This window comes from Mesorhizobium salmacidum (SeqCode) (genome assembly GCF_037179605.1).
In the GTDB taxonomy this organism is placed as follows: domain Bacteria; phylum Pseudomonadota; class Alphaproteobacteria; order Rhizobiales; family Rhizobiaceae; genus Mesorhizobium; species Mesorhizobium salmacidum.
On record NZ_JAPYKS010000006.1, the window covers coordinates 178,451 to 200,073 of the forward strand.

Consider the following 21,623-nt stretch of genomic DNA (forward strand, 5'->3'; position numbering starts at 1 on the left):
CCGCGGCAACTGCCGGGAGCCGGGATCATCGACAAATCGCGATCCCAGCGGCTCAATACATCCCGAACTCCTGCATTCTCCGGCCCTGTAGCCATGCTGTTCGTGCCATCCCCAGCTCCATTGGCTGGGGACGAAAACCGGACAACTCATGTGCTACCTGATCCGGACAATTCATGTGCTTACGACAGGCCGGCACTGCGGGCTTGAAACACCAGCCCGGATCGTTTATATCGACCTCAAATTCTTGGTCGGGATGACGAAGAGTGGGTCCACCCGGTCCCGCTCTTTTTTATTACCTGCCGATGGGTTCGGAACGAACAACAGGCAATTGATGACTGCAACGGCAAGCGAAGGCGACGACCGCATCATCCGCGAAAGCGGTATCGATGCGCGCATTGCGCTGATCGTCCAGCCGGTGCTGCGCGGCATCGGTTTTCGCCTCGTGCGCGTGCATCTGTCCGGCCAGAACGGGCTGACGCTGCAGATCATGGCCGAGCGTGAGGACGGCACCATGACCGTCGAGGATTGCGAAGAGGTCAGCCGCGCGGTGTCGCCGGCGCTCGACGTCGATGATCCGATCGAAAAGGCGTATCATCTCGAAGTTTCGTCGCCCGGCATCGACCGGCCCTTGGTGCGCAAATCGGATTTCGTGACCTGGACCGGTCATCTGGTGAAGATCGAGACATCGGTCGTCGTCGCTGACCGCAAGCGTTTCAAGGGCAAGATCGCCGAGGCCGGTGAGAACGACGTGCTGATCGAGCGCGACAAGGCGGCCTATGGTGAGGAGCCGACGGTGCGCGTTCCCTATGACACCATTGCCGATGTCCGGCTGATCCTGACCGACGACCTCATTCGCGAAGCGTTGTCGAAGGACAACAGGGCGCGCAAGGAAGCCAAGAGACGCCGCGGTGAACCGGACGACGATGTGTCCGAGGGTGCGGAACCGGACGCCACGGAAGAACACGAACAGGAAATTTGATTGAGCTGCCGGGCGCAAAGGTCCGGCGAACAGGCTCGGGAGAAAGAACATGGTTGTAAGCGCCAACAGACTTGAACTGCTGCAGATTGCCGATGCGGTCGCGCGTGAAAAGTCGATCGACAAGTCGATCGTCATCGCCGCCATGGCCGATGCGATCCAGAAGGCGGCACGCTCGCGTTATGGCCAGGAGACCAACATCCGCGCCGACATCAACCCGAACACCGGCGAGATGAAGCTGCAGCGGCTGATGGAAGTGGTCGAGAAAGTGGACGACTACGCCACCCAGATCGCCATTTCCTCGGCCCGTGAGCGTAATCCCGATGCCCAGCTCGGCGATTTCATCGCCGAACAGCTGCCGCCGATGGATTTCGGCCGTATCGCCGCCCAGTCGGCCAAGCAGGTCATCGTGCAGAAGGTGCGCGAGGCCGAGCGCGACCGCCAGTATGATGAGTACAAGGACCGTATCGGTGAGATCGTCAACGGCACCGTCAAGCGCGTCGAGTACGGCAACGTCATCGTCGACCTCGGCCGCGGCGAGGCGATCATCCGCCGCGACGAGCTGATCCCACGCGAAAACTACAAATACGGCGACCGCGTCCGTGCCTATGTCTACGACGTGCGCCGCGAGCAGCGCGGCCCACAGATATTCCTGTCGCGCACCCATCCGCAGTTCATGGCCAAGCTCTTCACCATGGAAGTGCCGGAGATCTATGACGGCATCATCGAGATCAAGTCGGTCGCCCGCGACCCGGGCTCGCGCGCCAAGATCGCCGTCATCTCGCGTGATAGCTCGATCGACCCGGTCGGCGCCTGCGTCGGTATGCGCGGCAGCCGCGTCCAGGCCGTCGTCGGCGAATTGCAGGGCGAGAAGATCGACATCATTCCGTGGTCGCCTTCGGCCGCCTCCTTCATCGTCAACGCACTGCAGCCGGCGGAAGTCGCCAAGGTCGTGCTCGACGAGGATGCGGAGCGCATCGAAGTGGTGGTTCCCGACGATCAGCTGTCGCTGGCCATCGGTCGCCGCGGCCAGAACGTGCGCCTTGCCTCGCAGCTCACCGGCTGGGACATCGACATTCTGACCGAGGCGGAGGAATCCGAGCGCCGTCAGAAGGAATTCGTCGAGCGCTCGGCGCTGTTCATGGAAGCGCTCGATGTCGACGAGATGGTCGGCCAGGTGCTGGCTTCCGAAGGCTTCACCAGCGTCGAGGAAGTCGCCTATGTCGATGCCGGCGAGATCGCCTCGATCGACGGTTTCGATGAGGATACCGCCTCTGAAATCCAGACCCGCGCCCGCGAGTATCTGGAGAAGATCGAGGCCGAGCACGACGAGAAGCGCAAGGCGCTGGGCGTTTCGGATGATCTGCGCGAAATTCCCGGCGTCACCACCGCCATGATGGTGACGCTCGGCGAGGACGGCGTGAAGACGATCGAGGATTTCGCCGGCTATGCCGCCGACGACCTCACCGGCTGGAAGGAACGCAAGGACGGCGAGACCAAGGTGTATCCCGGCGTGCTGGCCAATCACGGCGTTTCGCGCGCCGATGCCGAGCAGATGGTTCTCGCCGCTCGCCTCAAGGCCGGCTGGATCACCGAAGACGAGCTCGCGGCCGAAGAAGAAACGGCTGACGAAGCCGTTGGTGCGTGAGGTGAAACCGCATCGCACACAACCCGCCCTTGGACGAGATGAACGATCGCACCTGCATCGTCACCCGAAAACAGGCCGAACCGGATGAACTGATCCGGTTCGTCGTCGGTCCGGATTCGGCCGTCGTTCCCGATCTCAAGAGAAATCTGCCCGGCCGTGGTTGCTGGGTGAGTGCCGACCGCCTACATATCGAGAAGGCGGCGGCCAAGAACCTTTTTGCCCGCGCCTTCAAGGCACAGGTGGTCGTGCCGCCCGATCTCGGCGGCATGGTCGACGGGTTGCTCTCCAGATCCGCCCTGGGCATGCTGGGCCTCGCCCGCAAGGCAGGCGCGATTTCGCTCGGTGCTACCAAGGTCGAGAGCGCGGTGCGCGGCGGGCTGGCGCTTTTCGTGCTCCACGCGACCGAGGCGTCCGACGATGGCGTGCGCAAGATCAGTCAGGCGCGGCGGGCGACCGTCCATATCGGCGGCCCTTCCATCCTTGCCTACAAACTTTTCTCCGAGGCCGAGTTGAGCTTGGCATTGGGGGGTACAAATGTGATACATGCTGCCGTCCTCGCGGGAGACGCGGGTAAGGCGGTCCAGAAGCGCATGGTTGCGCTCGACCGATATCGGGGCGGAACCCCGGACGATCTTGCAATGCTTGCGGCCGTTGCTGACGAAGATGATGCCGCAGAGGATATGGAATGAGCGATACGAAATCGGGCGACGACAAGACGTTGAGTGTTACACCGAAGAAGACCTTGACGCTGAAGCGCCCCGGCATGGAACAGGGCACTGTGCGCCAGAACTTCTCGCACGGCCGTACCAAGTCGGTCGTGGTCGAGACCAAGAAGCGCAAGTTCTCGCTGCCCGGCGACAAGCCGGAGCTGGCTGCGGCTCCGCCTGCGCCCGTCTTCACGCCGAAGCCGGCAGTCGTGGCGGCACCTGTCGTGCAGGAAGCGCCCAAGGCACCGCCCCCGCCGCCGCCTCCGGTCGAGCGCAGCGGCATGGTGCTGAACGAACTGTCGCGCAGCGAAATGGAAGCGCGCCGCAAGGCGCTCGAGGGCTCGAAGGTCCGCGAGGTCGAAGACCGTCAGCGCGCAGCCGACGAGGCCAAGCGCCGCGCCGAGGACGAAGAGCGCCGCAAGCGCGAACGCGAGGACTCCGCACGCCGCCAGGCCGAGGAAGAGGCCCGGTTGCAGACCGAGGCCGAATCGCGCCGTCGCGCCGAGGAAGAAGCACGCCGCCGCGCACCGCAAGCCGCTGAGTTGGCGACCGCCGACGAGGAGGAAGGGGCCAAGCCGAAGCGGGCGACCGCCGGTGCACCGGTGCGCCGCCTGGTCACGCCCGAAGTGGCACGCCCGGCCAAACCCACCAAGAGCGAGGAAGACCGCCGCCGTGGCAAGCTGACACTGAATTCCGCGTTGTCCGACGAGGATGCGCGGGCCCGTTCGCTGTCGTCGATGCGTCGCCGCCAGGAAAAATTCAAGCGCGCGATGCACAATGAGCCGCGCGAGAAGGTCATGCGCGAAGTGATCCTGCCCGAAACCATCACCATCCAGGAATTGGCGCAGCGCATGTCCGAGCGTGCTGTCGACCTGGTCAAGTACTTCATGAAGCAGGGCCAGATTCTGAAGCCGGGCGATGTCATCGACGCCGATACGGCCGAGCTGGTGGCCACCGAATTCGGCCACACGGTCCGCCGCGTCGCCGAGTCCGACATCGAGGAAGGCCTGTTCAATATCGCCGATCGTCCGGAAGACCTCGTGTCGCGTCCGCCGGTCGTCACCATCATGGGCCACGTCGACCACGGCAAGACGTCGCTGCTCGATGCGATCCGCAACGCCAATGTCGTTTCCGGCGAGGCCGGCGGCATCACCCAGCATATCGGCGCCTATCAGGTCGAGAAGAACGGTCAGAAGATCACTTTCATCGACACGCCCGGCCACGCCGCATTCACGGCGATGCGCGCCCGTGGCGCCCAGGCCACCGACATCGCCATCCTGGTGGTGGCGGCCGACGACAGCGTCATGCCACAGACGATCGAATCGATCAGCCATGCCAAGGCTGCCGGCGTTCCGATCATCGTGGCGATCAACAAGATCGACAAGCATGATGCCGATCCGCAGAAAGTGCGCTCGGAACTCTTGCGTCATGAAGTCTTCGTCGAATCGATGGGCGGTGAAGTGCTGGACGTCGAAGTGTCGGCGACCAAGGGCACCAATCTCGACAAGTTGCTCGAAGCGATCCTGCTGCAGGCCGAAATCCTCGACCTCAAGGCCAACCCCGACCGCACCGCCGAGGGTGTCGTCATCGAAGCGCAGCTCGACAAGGGCCGTGGTCCCGTCGCCACCGTGCTGGTGCAGACCGGCACCTTGATGCCGGGCGACATCCTTGTCGCCGGCAACGAATGGGGTCGCGTGCGCGCGCTGGTCAACGATCGCGGCGATCAGATCAAGGAAGCGCCGCCGGCAATGCCGGTCGAGGTGCTCGGCCTTCAGGGAACCCCGCAGGCCGGCGACCGCTTCGCCGTGGTCAACAACGAAGCCCGTGCCCGCGAGATCACCGAATATCGCCAGCGTCTGGCGCGCGAGAAGGCGGTGGCCAGGCATGCCGGCCAGCGCGGCTCGCTCGAACAGATGATGTCGCAGCTGCAGACGAGCGGGTTGAAGGAATTCCCGCTGGTCATCAAGGGCGACGTGCAGGGTTCGATCGAAGCGATCAATGCTGCCCTGGACAAGCTCGGCACCGATGAAGTGCGTGCGCGCATCGTCCATTCCGGCGCCGGCGCCATCACCGAAAGCGACGTCTCGCTGGCGGAAACGTCGGGTGCGGCGATCATCGGCTTCAACGTGCGCGCCAATGTGCAGGCGCGTGCCGCGGCCGCGGCCGCGGGCATCGAGATCCGCTACTACTCGATCATCTACAACCTGGTGGATGATGTGAAAGCGGCTCTGTCGGGCCTGTTGTCGCCGGAGCGTCGCGAGACCTTCATCGGCAATGCCGAGATCCTCGAAATCTTCGACATCACCAAGGTCGGCAAGATCGCCGGCTGCCGTGTCACCGAAGGCAAGGTCGAACGTGGCGCGGGCGTACGCCTGATCCGCGACAACGTCGTCATCCACGAAGGCACGCTGAAGACCCTGAAGCGCTTCAAGGACGAGGTTTCGGAAGTCCCTGGCGGCCAGGAGTGTGGTATGGCCTTCCAGAACTACGAGGACATGCGCGTCGGCGACGTCATCGAGTGCTTCCGCGTCGAGATGGTGACCCGCACACTCTGAGTTCGAGTGGCTCGTCGATACCGGGCGGTGGTCGAAAGACCGCCGCCTCAGTGCTATTGAGAATGACCGATTGAGACATGCGGCACGGTCCCATCCCGCGCCTCACGCTTTCAGGATTGAGAAAAATGCCCCGTTCCACGACATCAAGTCCATCCCAGCGCATGCTGCGCGTCGGCGAGCAGGTGCGCCATGCGCTCTCCGAAACTCTGCAGCGCGGCGAGATCATCGACCCGTTGATTGAAAACTCGGTTGTTTCGGTCTCCGAAGTGCGCATGTCGCCCGATCTCAAGATCGCCACCGCCTTTGTTTCTCCGCTCGGTGCCAAGGACGCCGACGCGGTGATCGAGGCGCTGAACAAGCATGCCAAGTTCGTGCGCGGCCGCGTCTCCGGCGCGCTCAGGCAGATGAAGTACATGCCGGAATTCCGCTTCCGGCTGGATACGTCCTTCGACAATTTCGCCAGGATCAACGATCTGCTGAAATCCCCCGAAGTGGCGCGCGATCTGGATAGCGACGACAATAAGGAAGAAGAATAATGGCGCGTCGCGGCAAGAAAAAGGGCCGGCCGGTCTCCGGCTGGGTGGTCCTGGACAAGCCGGTCGGCATGGGCTCGACCGAGGCCGTGTCCAAGATCAAATGGCTGTTCCAGGCCGAAAAGGCCGGCCACGCCGGCACGCTCGACCCTCTTGCCTCCGGCATGCTGCCGATCGCGCTCGGCGAAGCCACCAAGACCGTGCCCTACGTGCAGGACGGCGCCAAGGTCTATCGTTTCACCGTTGCCTGGGGCGATGAGCGTTCCACCGACGATCTTGAAGGGCCGGTGACGAAGAGCTCCGAGCTGCGTCCGGCGGAAGCCGAGGTGCGGGCGCTGCTGCCGAAATACACCGGCGTCATCATGCAGACGCCGCCGCAATTCTCGGCCATCAAGATTGCGGGCGAGCGCGCCTACGACCTCGCCCGCGAAGGCGGGACGGTCGACATACCCGCGCGCGAGATCGAGATCGGCCGGCTCGATATTGTCGAGCACAAGCCGGACCAGACGATTTTCGAAGTCGAATGCGGCAAGGGCACGTATGTGCGTTCGCTGGCCCGCGACATGGGCCGCGACCTCGGCTGCTTCGGCCATATCAGCGAGCTGCGCCGGGTCGAGGTTGAGCCGTTCACGCCGGAGGACTTCGTCACCATCGCCGAACTCGAGGCCGCCCGCTTCGGCGCGCAAGGCGAGGACAAATCGGACCCAGAAGCAGATCCTGCTGACGCGGTGGAAGTGCCGATCGACTTCGGCGCCATCGACGGGCTTCTCGTCGACACGTCAGCGGCGCTCGACTGTCTGCCGCAGATCGCCATCAGCGATGACGCGGCCACAAAGATCCGCCTCGGCAATCCGGTCATCATCCGTGGCCGTGACGCACCGGTGGAGGCGGAAGAGGCCTGCGCGACGTCACGCGGCAAGCTGGTCGCCATCGGCGCCATCGAGCAAGGCATGTTCAAGCCCAAGCGGGTCTTTGCCGGGTGACCGGTCTGATCTCCATGGCGGCATAGGCACTGAGCTTGCGGAACAGCGGATAGTGAAGGCGGTTCGCGAAGCTCGTTCTACTTTTCTTGTGTGCAGATTAAGTGCATAATCCGACCATGACAGACCTTCTTGAAAAAGCCGTTGCCGTGGCAAGGGTCCTTTCTCCGGCCATGCAAGATGAGATTGCTCGCGCCATGCTTATGCTTGCTGCCGAGGAGTCGGAGCCGGTGCCTTTGACGCCTGATGAGCGTGCGGCTATTGCGAGATCGCGATCGGCTGCTGCACGCGGCGAATTTGCAACCGACGACGAGGTGCGTGCTATGTGGGCCAAGTACGATCTGTGAAGGTTCGCTTCACCAGTCCGGCCCTTGCTGACCTGAAGAATATCATTGACCACATCAATGTTCACTCGCCGCGAGGCGCCCATCGTGTCCGGCAACGCATCAAGCTTTTGTTGGAGCGGATTGCGGGTCAGCCATTTCTTGGCAAACGAACGGACGATCCGGCCATCCGTCGTCTCGCAACCGTCCCCTATCCCTATCTAATTTTCTACGAAGCGGCTGACGAAGAAATCATCGTTCATGCCGTACGTCATGGTGCCCGAGACCCATCGTCCATGCCAGGTCAATCATAGACATTCGATCATACGCATCTATGGCAACAAGCAGGTTTCGACGGGTGGTGGCATGGCGAAGGCCGAGGTGGTGAAAAAACGGGCGCCGGTGAAGACGAGGCGGCCGCCTGTCGGCGCCTCGCCGGGCACATTGATCGCCGATCCGGCCGCGCGGCGCTCCGAATTGCGGCTGACCCTGATCTCGACGCAGAAGTTCAAGACGATCGACAATGCCAGCATCGACGATGTCGAGGCCAATTGCCGGAAATGGCCGGTCATCTGGCTTGACTGCACCGGCCTCGCCAACATCCAGTTGATCGAGGAGATTGGCCGCATCTTCAGCCTGCATCCGCTGGCGCTGGAGGATGTCGTCAATACCGGCCAGCGGCCGAAAGTCGATTTCTTCGAGGATCACGCCTTCGTCGTCATGCGCATGATCGACGATGTCACGTCGCATCGCTACGAACAGATAGCTCTCTTCCTCGGCGAGAACTTCGTCGTCACCTTCCAGGAACGCGAGGGCGATCCGTTTAATCCGGTGCGCAAGCGCATCGAGAGTTCGGCGCCCAACAGGCTGCGCACGCGCGGCGCCGACTATCTCGCCTACGCGCTGATCGACGCCATCGTCGACAGCTATTTTCCGCCGATCGAGGCTGCCGGCGACCTTGTCGACAGCATCGAGGACCAGATGTTGCATTCGACGCACAAGCACCAAATGCGGCAGCTGCACGAATTGCGGCGCGATGCCAACGTCCTGAAAGGCGTGCTGTGGCCCATGCGCGATGCGCTGGCCACCCTGATCCGTAACGACGTGGCCTATGTCGGAGCCGAGACCAAGGTCTTCCTCAACGACACCCTCGACCATTCGCTCAGGCTGATCGAACTGGTCGAGACCCAGCGCGACATGCTGACCGGCCTGATCGAAATGCACCTGTCGCTGAGCCAGGCCCGCACCAACGACGTCATCTCCTATCTCACCATCGTCTCGGTCATCTTCATGCCGCTCACCTTCCTGGTTGGCATCTGGGGCATGAATTTCGACCCCGCGAGCTCGCCATGGAACATGCCGGAGCTGAAGGCGTACTACGGCTATCCGTTGTCGCTGCTGTTCATGGCTGCCGTCGCTGTCGGGCTGATTGCATTCTTCAAATGGAAGAAATGGCTTTGACTGGGATTGAACCTGCCATTTGAGCGTCAAAAGCCGGCTTGTGAATTGGGCTGGTGTTTTTCGGGGAATTGCACTATATGCGCCGCAGCATAGCGCCTTGACGCCTTGCATGCACGGCCCCTGCTGGACGACATCCCGGCTGTGGGCGACCCGTTTCCTCAAACAGATAAGGAAAAACACGATGTCGATTACTGCCGAGCGCAAACAGGAATTGATGGGTGAATTCGCAACCGCCAAGGGCGATACCGGTTCTCCGGAAGTCCAGGTAGCCATCCTTTCCGAGCGCATCAAGAACCTGACCGACCATTTCAAGGACCACAAGAAGGATAACCATTCCCGCCGTGGTCTGCTCGCTCTCGTGTCCCAGCGCCGCAGCCTGCTTGATTATCTCAAGCGTAAGGACGACACGCGCTATCAGACACTGATCGAGAAGCTCGGTCTGCGCCGTTGACGAACTGACCGGCGGACTTTCCCAGGGAAGTCCGCCGGTCACGCATTCTGCCAGTCGTATCGGCTGGCCAGACCCGGTTTCGAGCGTGCAGAGGGCCACTCGAAACCTCCCATGGACGGTCATGGGGCAGGATTGCAGGACGCTCGTGCGCGCTCGTCGCGCTTAAATCATCCGAGCTTCCCGTTGTCTTGCCCGTGGCTGCCCGAGAAAGGAAGCCAGGGAAAGGGCATCCGCGCACCGTGAAACGGCGCGCCCCTTTCCGCTTATTAAGGACAAGACATGTTCAATCACCACAAAGTAGAAATCGAATGGGGCGGCCGTCCGCTCATCCTGGAAACCGGCAAGATCGCGCGCCAGGCTGACGGCGCGGTGCTCGCCACCTACGGCGAGACCAAGGTTCTCGCCACCGTCGTTTCGATGAAGGAGCCGAAGCCCGGCCTCGACTTCTTTCCGCTGACCGTCAACTACCAGGAAAAGACCTATGCCGCCGGCAAGATCCCGGGCGGCTATTTCAAGCGCGAAGGCCGTCCGAGCGAAAAGGAAACGCTGGTTTCCCGCCTCATCGACCGCCCGATCCGCCCGCTCTTCGCCGCCGGCTACAAGAACGACACCCAGATCGTCGTCACCGTCGTCCAGCATGATCTCGAAAACGATCCGGACATCCTGTCGATCGTTGCCACCTCGGCCGCTCTGACGCTCTCCGGCGTTCCGTTCATGGGCCCGGTCGGCGGCGCCCGCGTCGGTTACATCAACGGCGAATATGTGCTGAACCCGCATGTCGACGAGATGCAGGAGTCCAAGCTCGACCTCGTTGTCGCCGGCACCGCCGACGCCGTGCTGATGGTCGAGTCGGAAGCCAGGGAACTTGGCGAAGAGCTGATGCTCGGCGCCGTCATGTTCGGCCACAAGGGTTTCCAGCCGGTCATCGACGCCATCATCAAGCTGGCCGAAGTTGCCGCCAAGGAGCCGCGCGACTTCACCGCGCCGGATTATTCCGCGCTTGAGGCCGCGATGCTGAAGATCGTCGGCGACGAGCTCAGCGATGCCTACAAGAATGTCGACAAGCAGAAGCGTTATGCCGCCGTCGACGCCGTCAAGGCGAAGGTCAAGGCAGCGTTTGCCCCCGCCGAAGGCGAAGACGCCAAGTACACCTCCGAACAGATCGGCTCGGTGTTCAAGGAGCTCCAGGCCAAGGTCGTGCGCTGGAACATTCTCGACACCGGCTCGCGCATCGATGGCCGCGACCTCAAGACCGTGCGCAAGATCGTCTCCGAAGTCGGCGTCCTGCCGCGCACCCACGGCTCGGCGCTGTTCACCCGCGGCGAGACCCAGGCGCTGGTCGTTGCCACGCTCGGCACCGGCGAGGACGAGCAGTATGTCGATTCCTTGACCGGCATGTACAAGGAGAAATTCCTCCTTCACTACAACTTCCCTCCCTACTCAGTCGGTGAGACCGGCCGCATGGGGTCGCCCGGCCGCCGCGAAATCGGTCATGGCAAGCTCGCCTGGCGCGCCATCCGTCCGATGCTGCCGAGCGCTGACCAGTTCCCCTACACGCTGCGCGTCGTCTCGGAGATCACCGAGTCCAACGGTTCGTCGTCGATGGCTACCGTCTGCGGTACCTCGCTGGCGCTGATGGATGCCGGCGTGCCGCTGGCCAAGCCGGTCGCCGGCATCGCCATGGGCCTGATCAAGGAAGGCGAGCGCTTCGCCGTGCTCTCCGACATCCTTGGCGACGAGGATCACCTCGGCGACATGGACTTCAAGGTTGCCGGCACCGAGGGCGGCATCACCTCGCTGCAGATGGACATCAAGATCGATGGCATCACCGAAGAGATCATGAAGATCGCCCTCGGCCAGGCCAAGGACGGCCGCTTGCATATCCTCGGCGAGATGGCCCATGCTCTGACCGGCGCCCGCCCCGAACTCGGCGAGTTCGCGCCGCGCATCGAGGTCATGCACATCCCGACCGACAAGATCCGCGACGTCATCGGTTCGGGCGGCAAGGTCATCCGCGAGATCGTCGAGAAGACCGGCGCCAAGATCAACATCGAGGACGACGGCACGGTCAAGATCGCTTCCTCGAACGCCAAGGAGATCGAGGCGGCGAAGAAGTGGATTCACACCATCGTAGCCGAGCCGGAAGTCGGCGAAATCTACGAAGGCACGGTCGTCAAGACCGCCGATTTCGGCGCCTTCGTCAACTTCTTCGGTCCGCGTGACGGCCTCGTCCACATCTCGCAGCTTGCCAACGACCGGGTCGCCAAGACCTCGGACGTCGTCAAGGAAGGCGACAAGGTCTGGGTTAAGCTGATGGGCTTCGACGAGCGCGGCAAGGTCCGCCTGTCGATGAAAGTCGTCGACCAGGCCACCGGCAAGGAAATCGCGCGCGAGAAGAAGACAGAAGGCGAAGAAGACGCCGCCTGAGCGATCTGACGGCAAATGAAGCGGGCGCGGCTTAGGTCGCGCCCGTTTTTGTTTATGGAGCACGGCTATGTCCGCTGAAGCGCTGAAGACGCTTTTTCATCCGTTCAATGCCGAGGCTCTTTCCCCACCGCGCAAGGGCGAGCACATCCTCTTCATTGGCGCCGAACCCGGCCTGCGTCTGCCGCCGGCTTTCGCGGCCACGCTCAATCTCGTACAGGGCTTCCGGCCGTATTTCCGTTCGTTGCAAGCGGCGGGCTTCACGGTCACGCCGCAATCGACCGGCGACCGTTTTGATGCCGCGCTCGTGCTCGCCGGCCGCCATCGCGGTCAGAACGAACTGCGCATCGCCGAGGCTTTCGAGCGCGTGGACGAGGGTGGATTGATCGTCATTGCCGGTGGCAAGGAGGATGGCATCGCCAGCCTGCGCAAGCGCGTCGGCGATCTTGCGCCGCTTGATGGCCACATGCCGAAATATCACGGCATTGCCTTCTGGCTGCGCCGCCCGGCCGATATGCAAGCCGCCGCCGCGCTTCGCGCCGCCAATCCCGCCTTGCTGGTTGGGGAGCGGTTCCACACCGCACCCGGCATGTTCTCCTTCGATCGCGTCGATGCCGGTTCGAAACTGCTGGTCGAGAACTTGCCCGGCGATCTGCGTGGCAGTGCGGCCGATTTCTGCGCCGGCTGGGGCTACGTGGCGGCGGAGATGGCTGCCCGCTCGCCGGGCTTGTCGACCCTCGATCTTTACGAGGCCGATTTCGATGCGCTGGAGGCGGCCAGGGGCAATCTCGGCAACACCGTGGCGCAGGGCTTCTTCTGGATGGATCTGCTCGCCGAGCCTGTCGAGCGCCGTTACGACGTCATCGCCATGAACCCGCCCTTCCATCGCAGCCGTGCGGCGGAGCCGGAGATCGGTGCCGGCATGATCCGCGCGGCAGCCAAGGCCCTGAAGCCCGGTGGACGCCTGTTCATGGTCGCAAACCGGCAGCTTCCTTACGAGCCAGTGCTGTCGGCCGCCTTTGCCAGTCATGCGGAGCTTGCCCGCGACGGCATGTTCAAGGTGTTTGCCGCGCGCAGGTAATGCGGAGCGGGGGGTTATCAATGCAGGTTGGCGACGCGCCTCATGTCGTCGGCGACATGCCCGTCGCCAACGCTGATCTTGAGCGGTGCTGGCCGGCCGAACAGGTAGCCCTGCACCACCTCGCAGCCGGCGGCCCGCAGCAGCGTCGCCTGGCTCTCGGTCTCGACGCCTTCGGCGATGATGCTGACGCCGAGCGCCCGCGACAGCCCGACAATGGTCGACACGACCGCGCCGGAACTGGCATCCGTATCGATGCGGCTGACGAAGGAACGGTCGATCTTCAGCTTGCCGAACGAGAAGTCGATCAGATAGCTGAGATTGGAATAGCCGGTGCCGAAATCATCGACGGCGACCGAAATGCCCATCTCGGCAAGTTCTTTCAAGATGATCGCCGCGCGGTCGCGGTCCTGCATCATCGCCGTCTCGGTGACTTCCAGTTCCAGCCGTGACGGCTTGATGCCGGTGGCCCGCATCGTGTCGCGCACAATGCCGACGAAGTCCTTGGTCATGAACTGGACCGGCGAGATGTTGACGGCGACGAAACAGTCGTCAGGCAGATGGCGGGCATCGCTGCAGGCCTTGCGCAGCACCCATTCGCCAATCGGGTTGATCATGCCGGTCTCCTCGGCGATCTGGATGAACTCCATCGGCGGGATCATGCCGCGTTCGGGATGCTTCCAGCGGATCAACGCCTCGTAGCCGACGATGCGGCCGGTCGGGAGGTCGAGCTGCGGCTGATAGTGCAGGTCGAAATCGCCGCGTTCAAAGGCGCCATGCAGCTCGGATTCGACCCATTGGCGATGGTCGGCCACGCGTCCCATCTCGCTGTCGAAGACCGACCAGTTGCCAACCCCTCTGGCACGCGCATTCTGCAGCGCCAGGTTGGAGCGCCGCAGGATAAGGACCGGATCGATACCGTCCTTGGGCATCGCCACGATGCCGACCGACAGGCTCACCGATTGCTGGTGGCTGCCGAGTTCATACGGCTCCATCATCTCGTCGATGAGCCTCTCGACCATGCTTTCCAAGGTTCCCTGGATCAGATGGTCCGGGAGCAGCACCGCGAACTCGCCGGCCCCGATGCGGCCGATCAGGGCGCGCGCGGGCACGCAGTCATGCAGCCGCCTGGTGAAGGCGCGGATCAGTTCATCGCCCTGTGTGTAGCCGATAGCGTCGTTGATCTGCTTGAACCGGTCGATGTCGATGTCGATCAGGAACACCGGTTCCCCGGTGCGGCTTGTCGCGCATGCCGCCTCGGCGATCTTGCCGACCATCGCCGGGCGCGCCAGCAGTCCGGTCAGCTTGTCGAAATGGGTTTCGTTGAAGACGAAATCCGCCGATTCATCGATGCCGGCGAAGAAGGACATTGCCGCCACAGATGCCGCCAGCGCGCAAAGCGCGGCCATGACCGACACCATCATATCAGCCGATATGCCGGCAAACCCGTCGCCGAGACCGTGCTTCAGGCCCCAGATGCCGAGGACGAAACTGCCAATGCCCGAACTTGCTATCGTGAGCAGTCGGAACACGGGTGTTCGCTTCGGGTTGCTGATGCCAGGCATGAAAAGGTCCCCAGATGGGGAGCTCTATAGCGGCAAGCCTCTTAAAATGAGTTTCCGCGAATGAATCCAATTTTACTGGAGAGGATTATTTTCTTTACTGGCAAAGAGCCCACGTGGGGACGCTTCAGTCACGCCCGCCATCCGTCTGCTTCAACTCATCGAGTGTCGGCATCGAGACGATATGATAGCCGGAATCGACATAGTGGATTTCGCCGGTGACACCGGAAGCAAGGTCGGACAGGAGATAGAGCGAGGAGCCGCCGACCTCGTCGATCGTCACCGTCCGGCGCAGCGGCGAGTTGCGCTGCTGGTAGGAGAACATGTGGCGGGCGTCAGAAATGCCGGCGCCGGCCAGTGTGCGCACCGGACCGGCCGAGATGCCGTTGACCCGGATGCCGCGTGGGCCGTAGTCGTTGGCGAGGTAGCGCACGCTGGCCTCGAGCCCAGCCTTGGCGACCCCCATGACATTGTAGTTCGGCATGACGCGGACCGAGCCGGCATAAGTCAGCGTGATCATCGAACCGCCGGCAGTCATCAGCGGCGCGGCGTTGCGCGCCACTTCGGTGAAGGAATAGCAGGAGATCACCATGGTGCGGACGAAATTGTCCCGGCTGGTGTCGGCATAGAGGCCTTTCAATTCGTTCTTGTCTGAAAAGCCGATGGCATGGACGACGAAGTCCAGTCCGCCCCATGCCTTGCCGAGCGTGTCGAACGTGGCGGCGACCGAAGCGCTGTCCTCGACGTCGCAGGGAACGACCAGCGAAGCGCCGAGCTTGTCGGCGAGCGGCTTGACGCGGCGGCCGAAAGCCTCGCCCTGATAGGTGAAGGCGAGTTCCGCCCCATGTTCGGACAATTTCCGGGCGATGCCCCAAGCAATCGAATGATCGTTGGCGACACCCATGACAAGCCCACGCTTGCCCTTCATCAATCCGTCCATGGCCGGCAAATCCTTATATAAAAAACTTGGCCTTATGCGGAATAGCGCTGGAAAACGAGCGTTGCGTTGGTGCCGCCGAAACCGAAGGAATTCGACAGAACGGTGTCGATCCCTGCGTTGTCGATGCGCTTGCGCACGATCGGCATGCCCTCGAATTCCGGATCGAGCGTCTCGATATGGGCGCTTTCGCCGATGAAGCCGCCTTGCATCATCAGGATCGAATAGATGGATTCCTGCACGCCTGCCGCGCCCAGCGAATGGCCGGTCAGCGACTTCGTCGACGTGATAAACGGCATCTTCTCGCCGAACACTTCACGGATCGCGCCCATTTCCTTGGAATCCCCGACCGGCGTCGAGGTGCCGTGGGTGTTGATGTAGTCGACCGGCGTGGAAACCGTCGCCAGCGCCTGGCGCATGCAACGGACCGCGCCTTCGCCCGAGGGCGCGACCATGTCGAAACCGTCCGAGGTCGCGCCATAACCGACGATCTCTGCGTAGATCTTGGCGCCGCGCGCCTTGGCGTGTTCCAACTCTTCCAGCACCAGCACGCCGGCGCCCCCGGCAATGACGAAGCCGTCGCGATTGGCGTCATAGGCGCGCGATGCGGTCGAGGCCCTGTCGTTGAACTTCGACGACATGGCGCCCATGGCATCGAACAGGTCCGACATCGTCCAGTCGAGATCCTCGTGGCCGCCGGCAAAGACCATGTCCTGCTTGCCCCACTGGATCAGCTCGTAACCATTGCCGATGCAATGCGCCGAGGTCGAGCAGGCCGAGGAGATCGAATAGTTGACGCCATGGATCTTGAACCACGTGGCCAGCGTCGCCGACGCGGTCGACGACATCGCCTTCGGCACCGCGAAGGGACCGATGCGCTTGGGGCTGCCGTTCTTGAGCGTGGTTTCGGCGGCCTCGACGATGGTGCGGGTGGAGGGGCCGCCCGAACCCATGACGATGCCGGTGCGCTCATTGGTGATGTCGCTCTCGCCGAGGCCGGCATCCGCGATCGCCTGGTCCATGGCGACGTGATTCCAGGCCGCGCCCTGGCTCAGGAAGCGCATCGCGCGGCGGTCGATCATGGCGGAAGGGTCGAGCGTCGGCGCGCCCCAGACCTGGCAGCGGAAGCCATGCTCGGCAAAGGAATCGGAAAAGCTGATGCCGGATCTGGCATCATGCAGCGAGGTCTGCACCTCGTTGGCATTGTTGCCGATCGACGACACGATGCCGAGGCCTGTGACTACGACACGTCTCATTCGCAACTCCTTCCAGGGATGCTGGCCAATGGGCGGGCCAGGGCTGCGGTCAAGCGACCGCCGACTGCTTTGACAGGCCGACCTTCAGGTCCGTCGCCGCATATATGGGCTCGCCATCCGCCTTCATCCAGCCATCAGCGATGCCGAGCACCAGCCGGCCGCGCATCACACGCTTGAAATCCACGCCATACTCGACCTTCTTGACCGATGGCGTGACCATGCCCTTGAACTTGACCTCTCCGGTCGACAGCGCCATTCCCCTGCCGGGTTCGCCAAGCCAGCCGAGGTAAAAACCCGTCAATTGCCACAGGGCGTCCAGGCCGAGACACCCAGGCATGATCGGATTGCCGATGAAATGACAGGCAAAGAACCACAGGTCGGGCTTGATATCGAATTCCGCGCGAATGAAACCCTTATCGAAGGCGCCGCCGGTCTCGCTGACCTCGGTGATACGATCGAACATCAGCATCGGCGGGTAGGGCAGCTGGGCATTGCCTTCTCCGAACAGCTCGCCGCGGGCGCAGGCCAGCAATTCTTCATAGTCGTAGCTGGATTTCGAACCCGCCATCAATTTCATCCCCATATCGTCCGGGCGGTAGCGCGCCCTTGTCGTTGGTGTCCTAACACAATCTGTTTCAGGCCGGAAACCGGCGTTTGCGCTTAACCCGCCAGTCCGCCCGGGTCAATGCGCGCTATTGATCGCATTCGGGCGACAGAATATATGTCAACAGGGGTCCGGTTTCGGCAGACATTCATCTTTTTGCCATTCTGGGCATGTCTTGAAGCGGGACTGTGAGTTTGGACGACCAGATGGACCGGGGCTGCCGGAAGGAAAATGTCGCTGTGGACAAGCGGGTACGTGAAGCCGGCCTGAGGCCGACGCGTCAGCGCATTGCGCTGGCCGACCTGCTTTTCGCCAAGGGCGACCGCCATCTGTCGGCTGAGGAACTGCACGAGGAGGCGCAGGCCGCCGGCGTGCCGGTGTCGCTGGCCACCGTCTACAACGCGCTTCACCAGTTTACCCAGGCGGGGCTGCTGCGCATCCTCGCCGTCGAGGGTTCCAAGACCTATTTCGACACCAATACCTCCGACCACCACCATTTCTATATCGAAGGCGAAAACAGGATATTCGACATCGCCAACGGCCCGGTCACGGTCACCAATCTGCCGGACCCGCCCGAAGGCATGGAAATCGCCAATGTCGATATCGTGGTGAGGCTGCGTCCCAAGCGTCCGGAATGACCGGCGAGGCCGGAATAATGGGCCAGGGCCAGGACAATCAGCCAAGCCGGAATAATCCGTCAGGCTCGAATAGTCGGTCCGGCCCGAATGATCGGTCTGGCCCGACTAATCGGTCTGGGATGAAGCCCCTCGATTGGATAGTCCGGCTCGAATGGGCTGTCGTGGCGGCGGTTGCGGTCGTCTTCTATGGCGCGACAGGCGTCTCCTGGTGGCTCTTAGCGTTGCTCATCCTGGCGCCGGACCTCTCGATGCTGGGTTATCTCGGTGGCCCGCGCATCGGCGCCATCGCCTACAACGCCTTGCACACCCTGATCGTACCGGGGCTTTTGCTGCTTGCCGGGCATCTCGCCGGCAGTGCGGTCGGCAGCGCCATCGCGCTGATCTGGATCGCCCATATCGCGATCGACCGTGCACTGGGCTACGGCTTGAAGCTGTCGACAGGATTTCAGGACACCCATCTTGGCCCCATCGGGCGCAAACGCGAGACGTTCAGTCCTTGACCCGCTCGCCCGGATAAGCACCCCAGACGACCGACTGGGCAAGCCAGCCGGTGTGGCCGTCGAGCGTCATTTCGCACCACTGGCCGTCGCAGGACTTGATCGTGCCCATCACGCCGGGTTCGACGATCGCCACCACCCTGGCATCCTTGTCGGGACCTTTCAGAAGATTGATCTGGCCGCCCTTGCCGCGCTGCCAGGGCGCGATGATCGCTGTGCGCCGGCCCGAAAGCAGCGACTGGTTGATCCATCCTTCCGAGCCGTCGGCGTCGCGCACCCGCCGCCACGTATCGAACTCCTGGATGATCTCCATCGGCAGGCCAGCCTTCATATACATCCAGTCGACGGAATAGTTGGCGCCGGGGCCGACGCGCGAGTTGACGCGGCCGGATTTCAGGCTGACGAATCGCGGCAGCGGCAGCCCGCTCGGTCCGAGCGTGATGGCGCTCTGGGCTGGGGCGGCCGCGCTCTGCGCGCCGGCAAGCGGAGAATAGAGGAGAGCGCCGAGAAATGCTGCGCTGAGGGCCAGGCGAAGCGACGCGAAACCAGACACTTTCGTTCCTTTCGGCGCCGGCCCGACGGCTGCGGCACCCCTTTTTCTTTGTCTTCGGCGGCACCGCTTGTTACATGGGTAAATCGGCTACCGCGACCAGCTTTCAGTTTCGCCGGTCTTGGTTAAAGAGGTCTCAACGAGGGAAACAATGCCAGGCAAAAAGAAGCCTCTCGTGGTCATCACGCGAAAGCTGCCCGACCCGGTCGAGACCCGCATGCGCGAACTGTTCGACGCAAGGCTGAATGTCGAGGACAGGCCGATGACGCAGCCGGAACTGGTCGCTGCGGTCAAGGAAGCCGACGTGCTGGTACCGACCGTGACCGACCAGATCGATGCCGCACTGATCGCCCAGGCCGGCGACAACCTCAAGCTGATCGCCAATTTCGGCAATGGCGTCGACAAGATCGACGTGGCGGCGGCGGCCAAGAGAGGCATCACCGTCACCAACACGCCCAATGTACTCACCGAAGATACCGCCGACATGACCATGGCGCTGATGCTGGCCGTACCGCGCCGGCTGGCGGAAGGCGCCAGCGTGCTTACCGGCGACAAGAAATGGGCCGGCTGGTCGCCGACCTGGATGCTTGGCCGGCGCATCTGGGGGAAACGGCTCGGCATTGTCGGCATGGGCCGCATTGGCACCGCCGTTGCCAAGCGGGCCAAGGCTTTCGGCTTGTCCATCCACTATCACAACCGGCATCGCGTGCTGCCGGCGGTCGAAGATGGACTGGAGGCGACCTATTGGGAGAGTCTCGACCAGATGCTCGCCCGCATGGACATCATCTCGGTCAATTGTCCGTCGACGCCGGCGACCTTCCATCTTCTGTCGGCACGGCGGCTGGCGTTGCTGCAGCCCACCGCCTACATCGTCAACACCGCCCGCGGCGACATCATCGACGAAGAAGCTCTGGTCAAGCTGATCCAGGACGGCAAGATCGCCGGCGCCGGCCTCGACGTTTACGAGCACGAGCCGGCCCTGAACGGCAAGCTCTTGAAGCTCGCCGCCAGGAACAAGGTCGTGCTTCTGCCGCATATGGGCTCGGCCACGCTTGAGGGCCGTATCGACATGGGCGAGAAGGTCATCATCAATATCCGCGCCTTCGTCGATGGCCATCGCCCGCCGGACCGCGTGCTGCCGCTCAGAACCTGAAACCCGTCCAGGCGCCGGCTCGCCGTTTATGAAATCGTTTTGCGCATGGTGATGGACGTCGGCCTGTCATAGCCGTCATGCGCCGTTCGTTCGGTCTCGCGAAAGCCGAGCCGGGCAAAGGCGGCATGATTTGCGGTGAGCTCGATCCTCGTCTCGAGATCGATGGCGGACTTGCCGCGGCTGCGGGCCAGATCCTCGGCCGCTTGCATCAGCCGCCGGCCAATGCCTTGCCCTTGCCGGTCCGGGGCGACGGCGAGCTTGCCGATATAAAAACCGTCAGCCCTTTCAAGAGCAAAAACGCAGCCCACGATTCTGTCGTCGCCGTCGAGTGCCAGAAAGCCCGTCTCCCGCAGGGCCTTGGCGCGTAGCGCATCGACTGTGAGCAGGTGAGCCGACGACGGCGGGTCGATGATGCCGTCCATGAAGGCGAAGGCACGCATGATGAGGGCAAGCACATCACCCCAGCGGCAGAAATCGGCCGGGATCTGCGTGATCGAAATACGGGATTGTTCCAAGATCAGCGTCTCTTGTAGCGGATCGTCTCGAAACGCGCGGCCAGCGCATCATAGAGCAGCAGCCGGCCGATCAGCGGCTCGCCTATGCCGGTCACCAGCTTGATCGCCTCCATCGCCTGCAGCGTGCCGATGACCCCCGTCAGTGCGCCGAGCACCCCGGCCTCCGCACAGGACGGCACCAGGCCCGGCGGCGGGGCTTCGGGAAACAAATCCCGATAGCTCGGGTTTGGCTTGCCGTCGCTGCCGTTTTCGAAAGGCTTCAGCACGGTCACCGAGCCGTCGAAACGTCCGACGGCTGCATGCACCAGCGGCTTCCCTTCGGCCGCGCAGGCATCGGCCACCACATAACGCGTCTCGAAATTATCGGACCCATCGACGACGATATCGTACTTGGCGACGAGGGCAGGGGCGTTCTCCGCGGTTAGCCGGAATGTGTGCGTTTCGACTGATATGTTGGGATTGATACGGGCGATTGCCGCCTCGGCGCTCTGGGTTTTCAGCATGCCGATCGTGTCGGTGCCATGGATGACCTGGCGTTGCAGGTTGGAGAGCGAAACTGTGTCGTCGTCGATCACGCCGAGCGTGCCGACGCCGGCCGCGGCGAGATATTCAAGCACCGGCGCACCGAGCCCGCCGGCGCCGATCACCAGGACCCGCGCCTGCTTGAGCTTCTGCTGGCCCGCGCCGCCGACCTCCGGCAGCACGATGTGGCGGGCATAACGTTCGATCTCGTCGGCGGTGAGCGCAGTGGTCATATCAGGACCATATAGCGGCC

At 62.8% G+C, this 21,623-nt stretch carries 22 protein-coding genes; 15 read left to right on the forward strand and 7 right to left on the reverse strand.

Features of this window, described 5'->3' with window-relative positions; translation table 11 throughout:
* Positions 1 to 331: 331 nt before the first annotated feature.
* The 12 genes from rimP to O7A60_RS10630 all read left to right on the forward strand — a co-directional run bounded on the left by rimP (position 332) and on the right by O7A60_RS10630 (position 13,139).
* Positions 332 to 979, forward strand: a complete 648-nt coding sequence (rimP, locus tag O7A60_RS10575; RefSeq protein WP_337106202.1) for a ribosome maturation factor RimP — start codon at positions 332 to 334, stop codon at positions 977 to 979.
* Between the two features lie 49 nt (positions 980 to 1,028).
* On the forward strand, positions 1,029 to 2,624 hold the full coding sequence (gene nusA / locus O7A60_RS10580; RefSeq protein ID WP_027142036.1) for a transcription termination factor NusA: 1,596 nt from the start codon (positions 1,029 to 1,031) through the stop codon (positions 2,622 to 2,624).
* A 38-nt stretch (positions 2,625 to 2,662) separates the two neighbouring features.
* Positions 2,663 to 3,313: an RNA-binding protein gene (locus O7A60_RS10585; RefSeq protein ID WP_013891268.1), complete on the forward strand. Its 651-nt coding sequence runs from the start codon at positions 2,663 to 2,665 to the stop codon at positions 3,311 to 3,313.
* Positions 3,310 to 5,886: a translation initiation factor IF-2 gene (gene infB, locus O7A60_RS10590; protein WP_337106203.1), complete on the forward strand. Its 2,577-nt coding sequence runs from the start codon at positions 3,310 to 3,312 to the stop codon at positions 5,884 to 5,886. Before O7A60_RS10585 ends, infB begins: the two co-directional genes overlap by 4 nt.
* 125 nt (positions 5,887 to 6,011) lie before the next feature.
* The gene (rbfA, locus tag O7A60_RS10595) at positions 6,012 to 6,422 is read left to right on the forward strand and encodes a 30S ribosome-binding factor RbfA (protein ID WP_027142034.1); all 411 of its coding nucleotides are present in this window, start codon (positions 6,012 to 6,014) and stop codon (positions 6,420 to 6,422) included.
* Positions 6,422 to 7,402, forward strand: a complete 981-nt coding sequence (gene truB, locus O7A60_RS10600; RefSeq protein ID WP_337106204.1) for a tRNA pseudouridine(55) synthase TruB — start codon at positions 6,422 to 6,424, stop codon at positions 7,400 to 7,402. The genes rbfA and truB overlap by 1 nt, the downstream gene beginning before the upstream one ends.
* Positions 7,403 to 7,518: 116 nt before the next feature.
* Positions 7,519 to 7,746, forward strand: a complete 228-nt coding sequence (locus tag O7A60_RS10605; RefSeq protein WP_027142032.1) for a hypothetical protein — start codon at positions 7,519 to 7,521, stop codon at positions 7,744 to 7,746.
* Positions 7,743 to 8,036 (forward strand): type II toxin-antitoxin system RelE/ParE family toxin, encoded by a 294-nt coding sequence (locus tag O7A60_RS10610; protein ID WP_337106205.1) that lies wholly within the window; start codon positions 7,743 to 7,745, stop codon positions 8,034 to 8,036. Before O7A60_RS10605 ends, O7A60_RS10610 begins: the two co-directional genes overlap by 4 nt.
* 52 nt (positions 8,037 to 8,088) lie before the next feature.
* Complete coding sequence (corA, locus tag O7A60_RS10615; protein ID WP_337106279.1) at positions 8,089 to 9,183, forward strand: magnesium/cobalt transporter CorA; 1,095 nt, start codon at positions 8,089 to 8,091, stop codon at positions 9,181 to 9,183.
* A 181-nt stretch (positions 9,184 to 9,364) separates the two neighbouring features.
* The gene (rpsO, locus tag O7A60_RS10620) at positions 9,365 to 9,634 is read left to right on the forward strand and encodes a 30S ribosomal protein S15 (RefSeq protein WP_027142030.1); all 270 of its coding nucleotides are present in this window, start codon (positions 9,365 to 9,367) and stop codon (positions 9,632 to 9,634) included.
* A 279-nt stretch (positions 9,635 to 9,913) separates the two neighbouring features.
* Positions 9,914 to 12,061 carry a polyribonucleotide nucleotidyltransferase gene (gene pnp / locus O7A60_RS10625; RefSeq protein ID WP_027142029.1) on the forward strand — a complete coding sequence of 716 codons (2,148 nt, stop codon included), beginning with the start codon at positions 9,914 to 9,916 and terminating at the stop codon, positions 12,059 to 12,061.
* 67 nt (positions 12,062 to 12,128) lie between these two features.
* Positions 12,129 to 13,139 carry a class I SAM-dependent methyltransferase gene (locus tag O7A60_RS10630; protein ID WP_337106206.1) on the forward strand — a complete coding sequence of 337 codons (1,011 nt, stop codon included), beginning with the start codon at positions 12,129 to 12,131 and terminating at the stop codon, positions 13,137 to 13,139.
* 17 nt (positions 13,140 to 13,156) lie between these two features.
* Here the strand turns inward: O7A60_RS10630 and O7A60_RS10635 are convergent, their stop codons facing one another.
* From O7A60_RS10635 to fabA, 4 genes are all read right to left on the reverse strand, one after another.
* On the reverse strand, positions 13,157 to 14,701 hold the full coding sequence (locus O7A60_RS10635; RefSeq protein WP_337106207.1) for a putative bifunctional diguanylate cyclase/phosphodiesterase: 1,545 nt from the start codon (positions 14,699 to 14,701) through the stop codon (positions 13,157 to 13,159).
* Positions 14,702 to 14,825: 124 nt separating this feature from the next.
* The gene (fabI, locus tag O7A60_RS10640; protein ID WP_337106208.1) at positions 14,826 to 15,638 is read right to left on the reverse strand and encodes an enoyl-ACP reductase FabI; all 813 of its coding nucleotides are present in this window, start codon (positions 15,636 to 15,638) and stop codon (positions 14,826 to 14,828) included.
* Between the two features lie 32 nt (positions 15,639 to 15,670).
* Positions 15,671 to 16,891 carry a beta-ketoacyl-ACP synthase I gene (gene fabB, locus O7A60_RS10645; protein ID WP_027142025.1) on the reverse strand — a complete coding sequence of 407 codons (1,221 nt, stop codon included), beginning with the start codon at positions 16,889 to 16,891 and terminating at the stop codon, positions 15,671 to 15,673.
* 49 nt (positions 16,892 to 16,940) lie between these two features.
* A complete protein-coding gene (gene fabA / locus O7A60_RS10650) occupies positions 16,941 to 17,459 on the reverse strand; it encodes a 3-hydroxyacyl-[acyl-carrier-protein] dehydratase FabA (RefSeq protein ID WP_027142024.1) in 519 nt (172 codons plus the stop codon).
* Positions 17,460 to 17,701: 242 nt separating this feature from the next.
* Here fabA and irrA point away from each other — a divergent pair, with 242 nt between their 5' ends.
* Both irrA and O7A60_RS10660 read left to right on the forward strand, forming a co-directional pair.
* Positions 17,702 to 18,133: an iron response transcriptional regulator IrrA gene (gene irrA, locus O7A60_RS10655; protein ID WP_027142023.1), complete on the forward strand. Its 432-nt coding sequence runs from the start codon at positions 17,702 to 17,704 to the stop codon at positions 18,131 to 18,133.
* 119 nt (positions 18,134 to 18,252) lie between these two features.
* Positions 18,253 to 18,633, forward strand: coding sequence for a DUF4260 family protein (locus O7A60_RS10660; RefSeq protein WP_337106209.1), 381 nt, complete (start codon positions 18,253 to 18,255; stop codon positions 18,631 to 18,633).
* Here the strand turns inward: O7A60_RS10660 and O7A60_RS10665 are convergent.
* Positions 18,623 to 19,183 carry an SH3 domain-containing protein gene (locus O7A60_RS10665; protein ID WP_337106210.1) on the reverse strand — a complete coding sequence of 187 codons (561 nt, stop codon included), beginning with the start codon at positions 19,181 to 19,183 and terminating at the stop codon, positions 18,623 to 18,625. The genes O7A60_RS10660 and O7A60_RS10665 overlap by 11 nt on opposite strands.
* A 148-nt stretch (positions 19,184 to 19,331) precedes the next feature.
* Between O7A60_RS10665 and O7A60_RS10670 the strand changes: the two genes are divergently transcribed.
* The gene (locus tag O7A60_RS10670; protein ID WP_027142020.1) at positions 19,332 to 20,333 is read left to right on the forward strand and encodes a 2-hydroxyacid dehydrogenase; all 1,002 of its coding nucleotides are present in this window, start codon (positions 19,332 to 19,334) and stop codon (positions 20,331 to 20,333) included.
* A 26-nt stretch (positions 20,334 to 20,359) separates the two neighbouring features.
* Here the strand turns inward: O7A60_RS10670 and O7A60_RS10675 are convergent, their stop codons facing one another.
* Together O7A60_RS10675 and O7A60_RS10680 are read right to left on the reverse strand one after the other, a co-directional pair.
* Positions 20,360 to 20,848, reverse strand: a complete 489-nt coding sequence (locus O7A60_RS10675; RefSeq protein ID WP_337106211.1) for a GNAT family N-acetyltransferase — start codon at positions 20,846 to 20,848, stop codon at positions 20,360 to 20,362.
* 2 nt (positions 20,849 to 20,850) lie between these two features.
* A complete protein-coding gene (locus O7A60_RS10680) occupies positions 20,851 to 21,603 on the reverse strand; it encodes a molybdopterin-synthase adenylyltransferase MoeB (RefSeq protein WP_337106212.1) in 753 nt (250 codons plus the stop codon).
* Positions 21,604 to 21,623: the final 20 nt, after the last annotated feature.

What these genes read in the sequence shown, in the direction of transcription:
- rimP (WP_337106202.1), top strand. Translation starts at nt 332, where the DNA reads ATGACTGCAACGGCAAGCGAAGGCGACGACCGCATCATCCGCGAAAGC.
- nusA (WP_027142036.1), top strand. Translation starts at nt 1,029, where the DNA reads ATGGTTGTAAGCGCCAACAGACTTGAACTGCTGCAGATTGCCGATGCG.
- O7A60_RS10585 (WP_013891268.1), top strand. Translation starts at nt 2,663, where the DNA reads ATGAACGATCGCACCTGCATCGTCACCCGAAAACAGGCCGAACCGGAT.
- infB (WP_337106203.1), top strand. Translation starts at nt 3,310, where the DNA reads ATGAGCGATACGAAATCGGGCGACGACAAGACGTTGAGTGTTACACCG.
- rbfA (WP_027142034.1), top strand. Translation starts at nt 6,012, where the DNA reads ATGCCCCGTTCCACGACATCAAGTCCATCCCAGCGCATGCTGCGCGTC.
- truB (WP_337106204.1), top strand. Translation starts at nt 6,422, where the DNA reads ATGGCGCGTCGCGGCAAGAAAAAGGGCCGGCCGGTCTCCGGCTGGGTG.
- O7A60_RS10605 (WP_027142032.1), top strand. Translation starts at nt 7,519, where the DNA reads ATGACAGACCTTCTTGAAAAAGCCGTTGCCGTGGCAAGGGTCCTTTCT.
- corA (WP_337106279.1), top strand. Translation starts at nt 8,089, where the DNA reads ATGGCGAAGGCCGAGGTGGTGAAAAAACGGGCGCCGGTGAAGACGAGG.
- rpsO (WP_027142030.1), top strand. Translation starts at nt 9,365, where the DNA reads ATGTCGATTACTGCCGAGCGCAAACAGGAATTGATGGGTGAATTCGCA.
- pnp (WP_027142029.1), top strand. Translation starts at nt 9,914, where the DNA reads ATGTTCAATCACCACAAAGTAGAAATCGAATGGGGCGGCCGTCCGCTC.
- O7A60_RS10630 (WP_337106206.1), top strand. Translation starts at nt 12,129, where the DNA reads ATGTCCGCTGAAGCGCTGAAGACGCTTTTTCATCCGTTCAATGCCGAG.
- O7A60_RS10635 (WP_337106207.1), bottom strand. Translation starts at nt 14,701, where the DNA reads ATGCCTGGCATCAGCAACCCGAAGCGAACACCCGTGTTCCGACTGCTC.
- fabI (WP_337106208.1), bottom strand. Translation starts at nt 15,638, where the DNA reads ATGGACGGATTGATGAAGGGCAAGCGTGGGCTTGTCATGGGTGTCGCC.
- fabB (WP_027142025.1), bottom strand. Translation starts at nt 16,891, where the DNA reads ATGAGACGTGTCGTAGTCACAGGCCTCGGCATCGTGTCGTCGATCGGC.
- fabA (WP_027142024.1), bottom strand. Translation starts at nt 17,459, where the DNA reads ATGGCGGGTTCGAAATCCAGCTACGACTATGAAGAATTGCTGGCCTGC.
- irrA (WP_027142023.1), top strand. Translation starts at nt 17,702, where the DNA reads ATGGACCGGGGCTGCCGGAAGGAAAATGTCGCTGTGGACAAGCGGGTA.
- O7A60_RS10660 (WP_337106209.1), top strand. Translation starts at nt 18,253, where the DNA reads ATGAAGCCCCTCGATTGGATAGTCCGGCTCGAATGGGCTGTCGTGGCG.
- O7A60_RS10670 (WP_027142020.1), top strand. Translation starts at nt 19,332, where the DNA reads ATGCCAGGCAAAAAGAAGCCTCTCGTGGTCATCACGCGAAAGCTGCCC.
- O7A60_RS10680 (WP_337106212.1), bottom strand. Translation starts at nt 21,603, where the DNA reads ATGACCACTGCGCTCACCGCCGACGAGATCGAACGTTATGCCCGCCAC.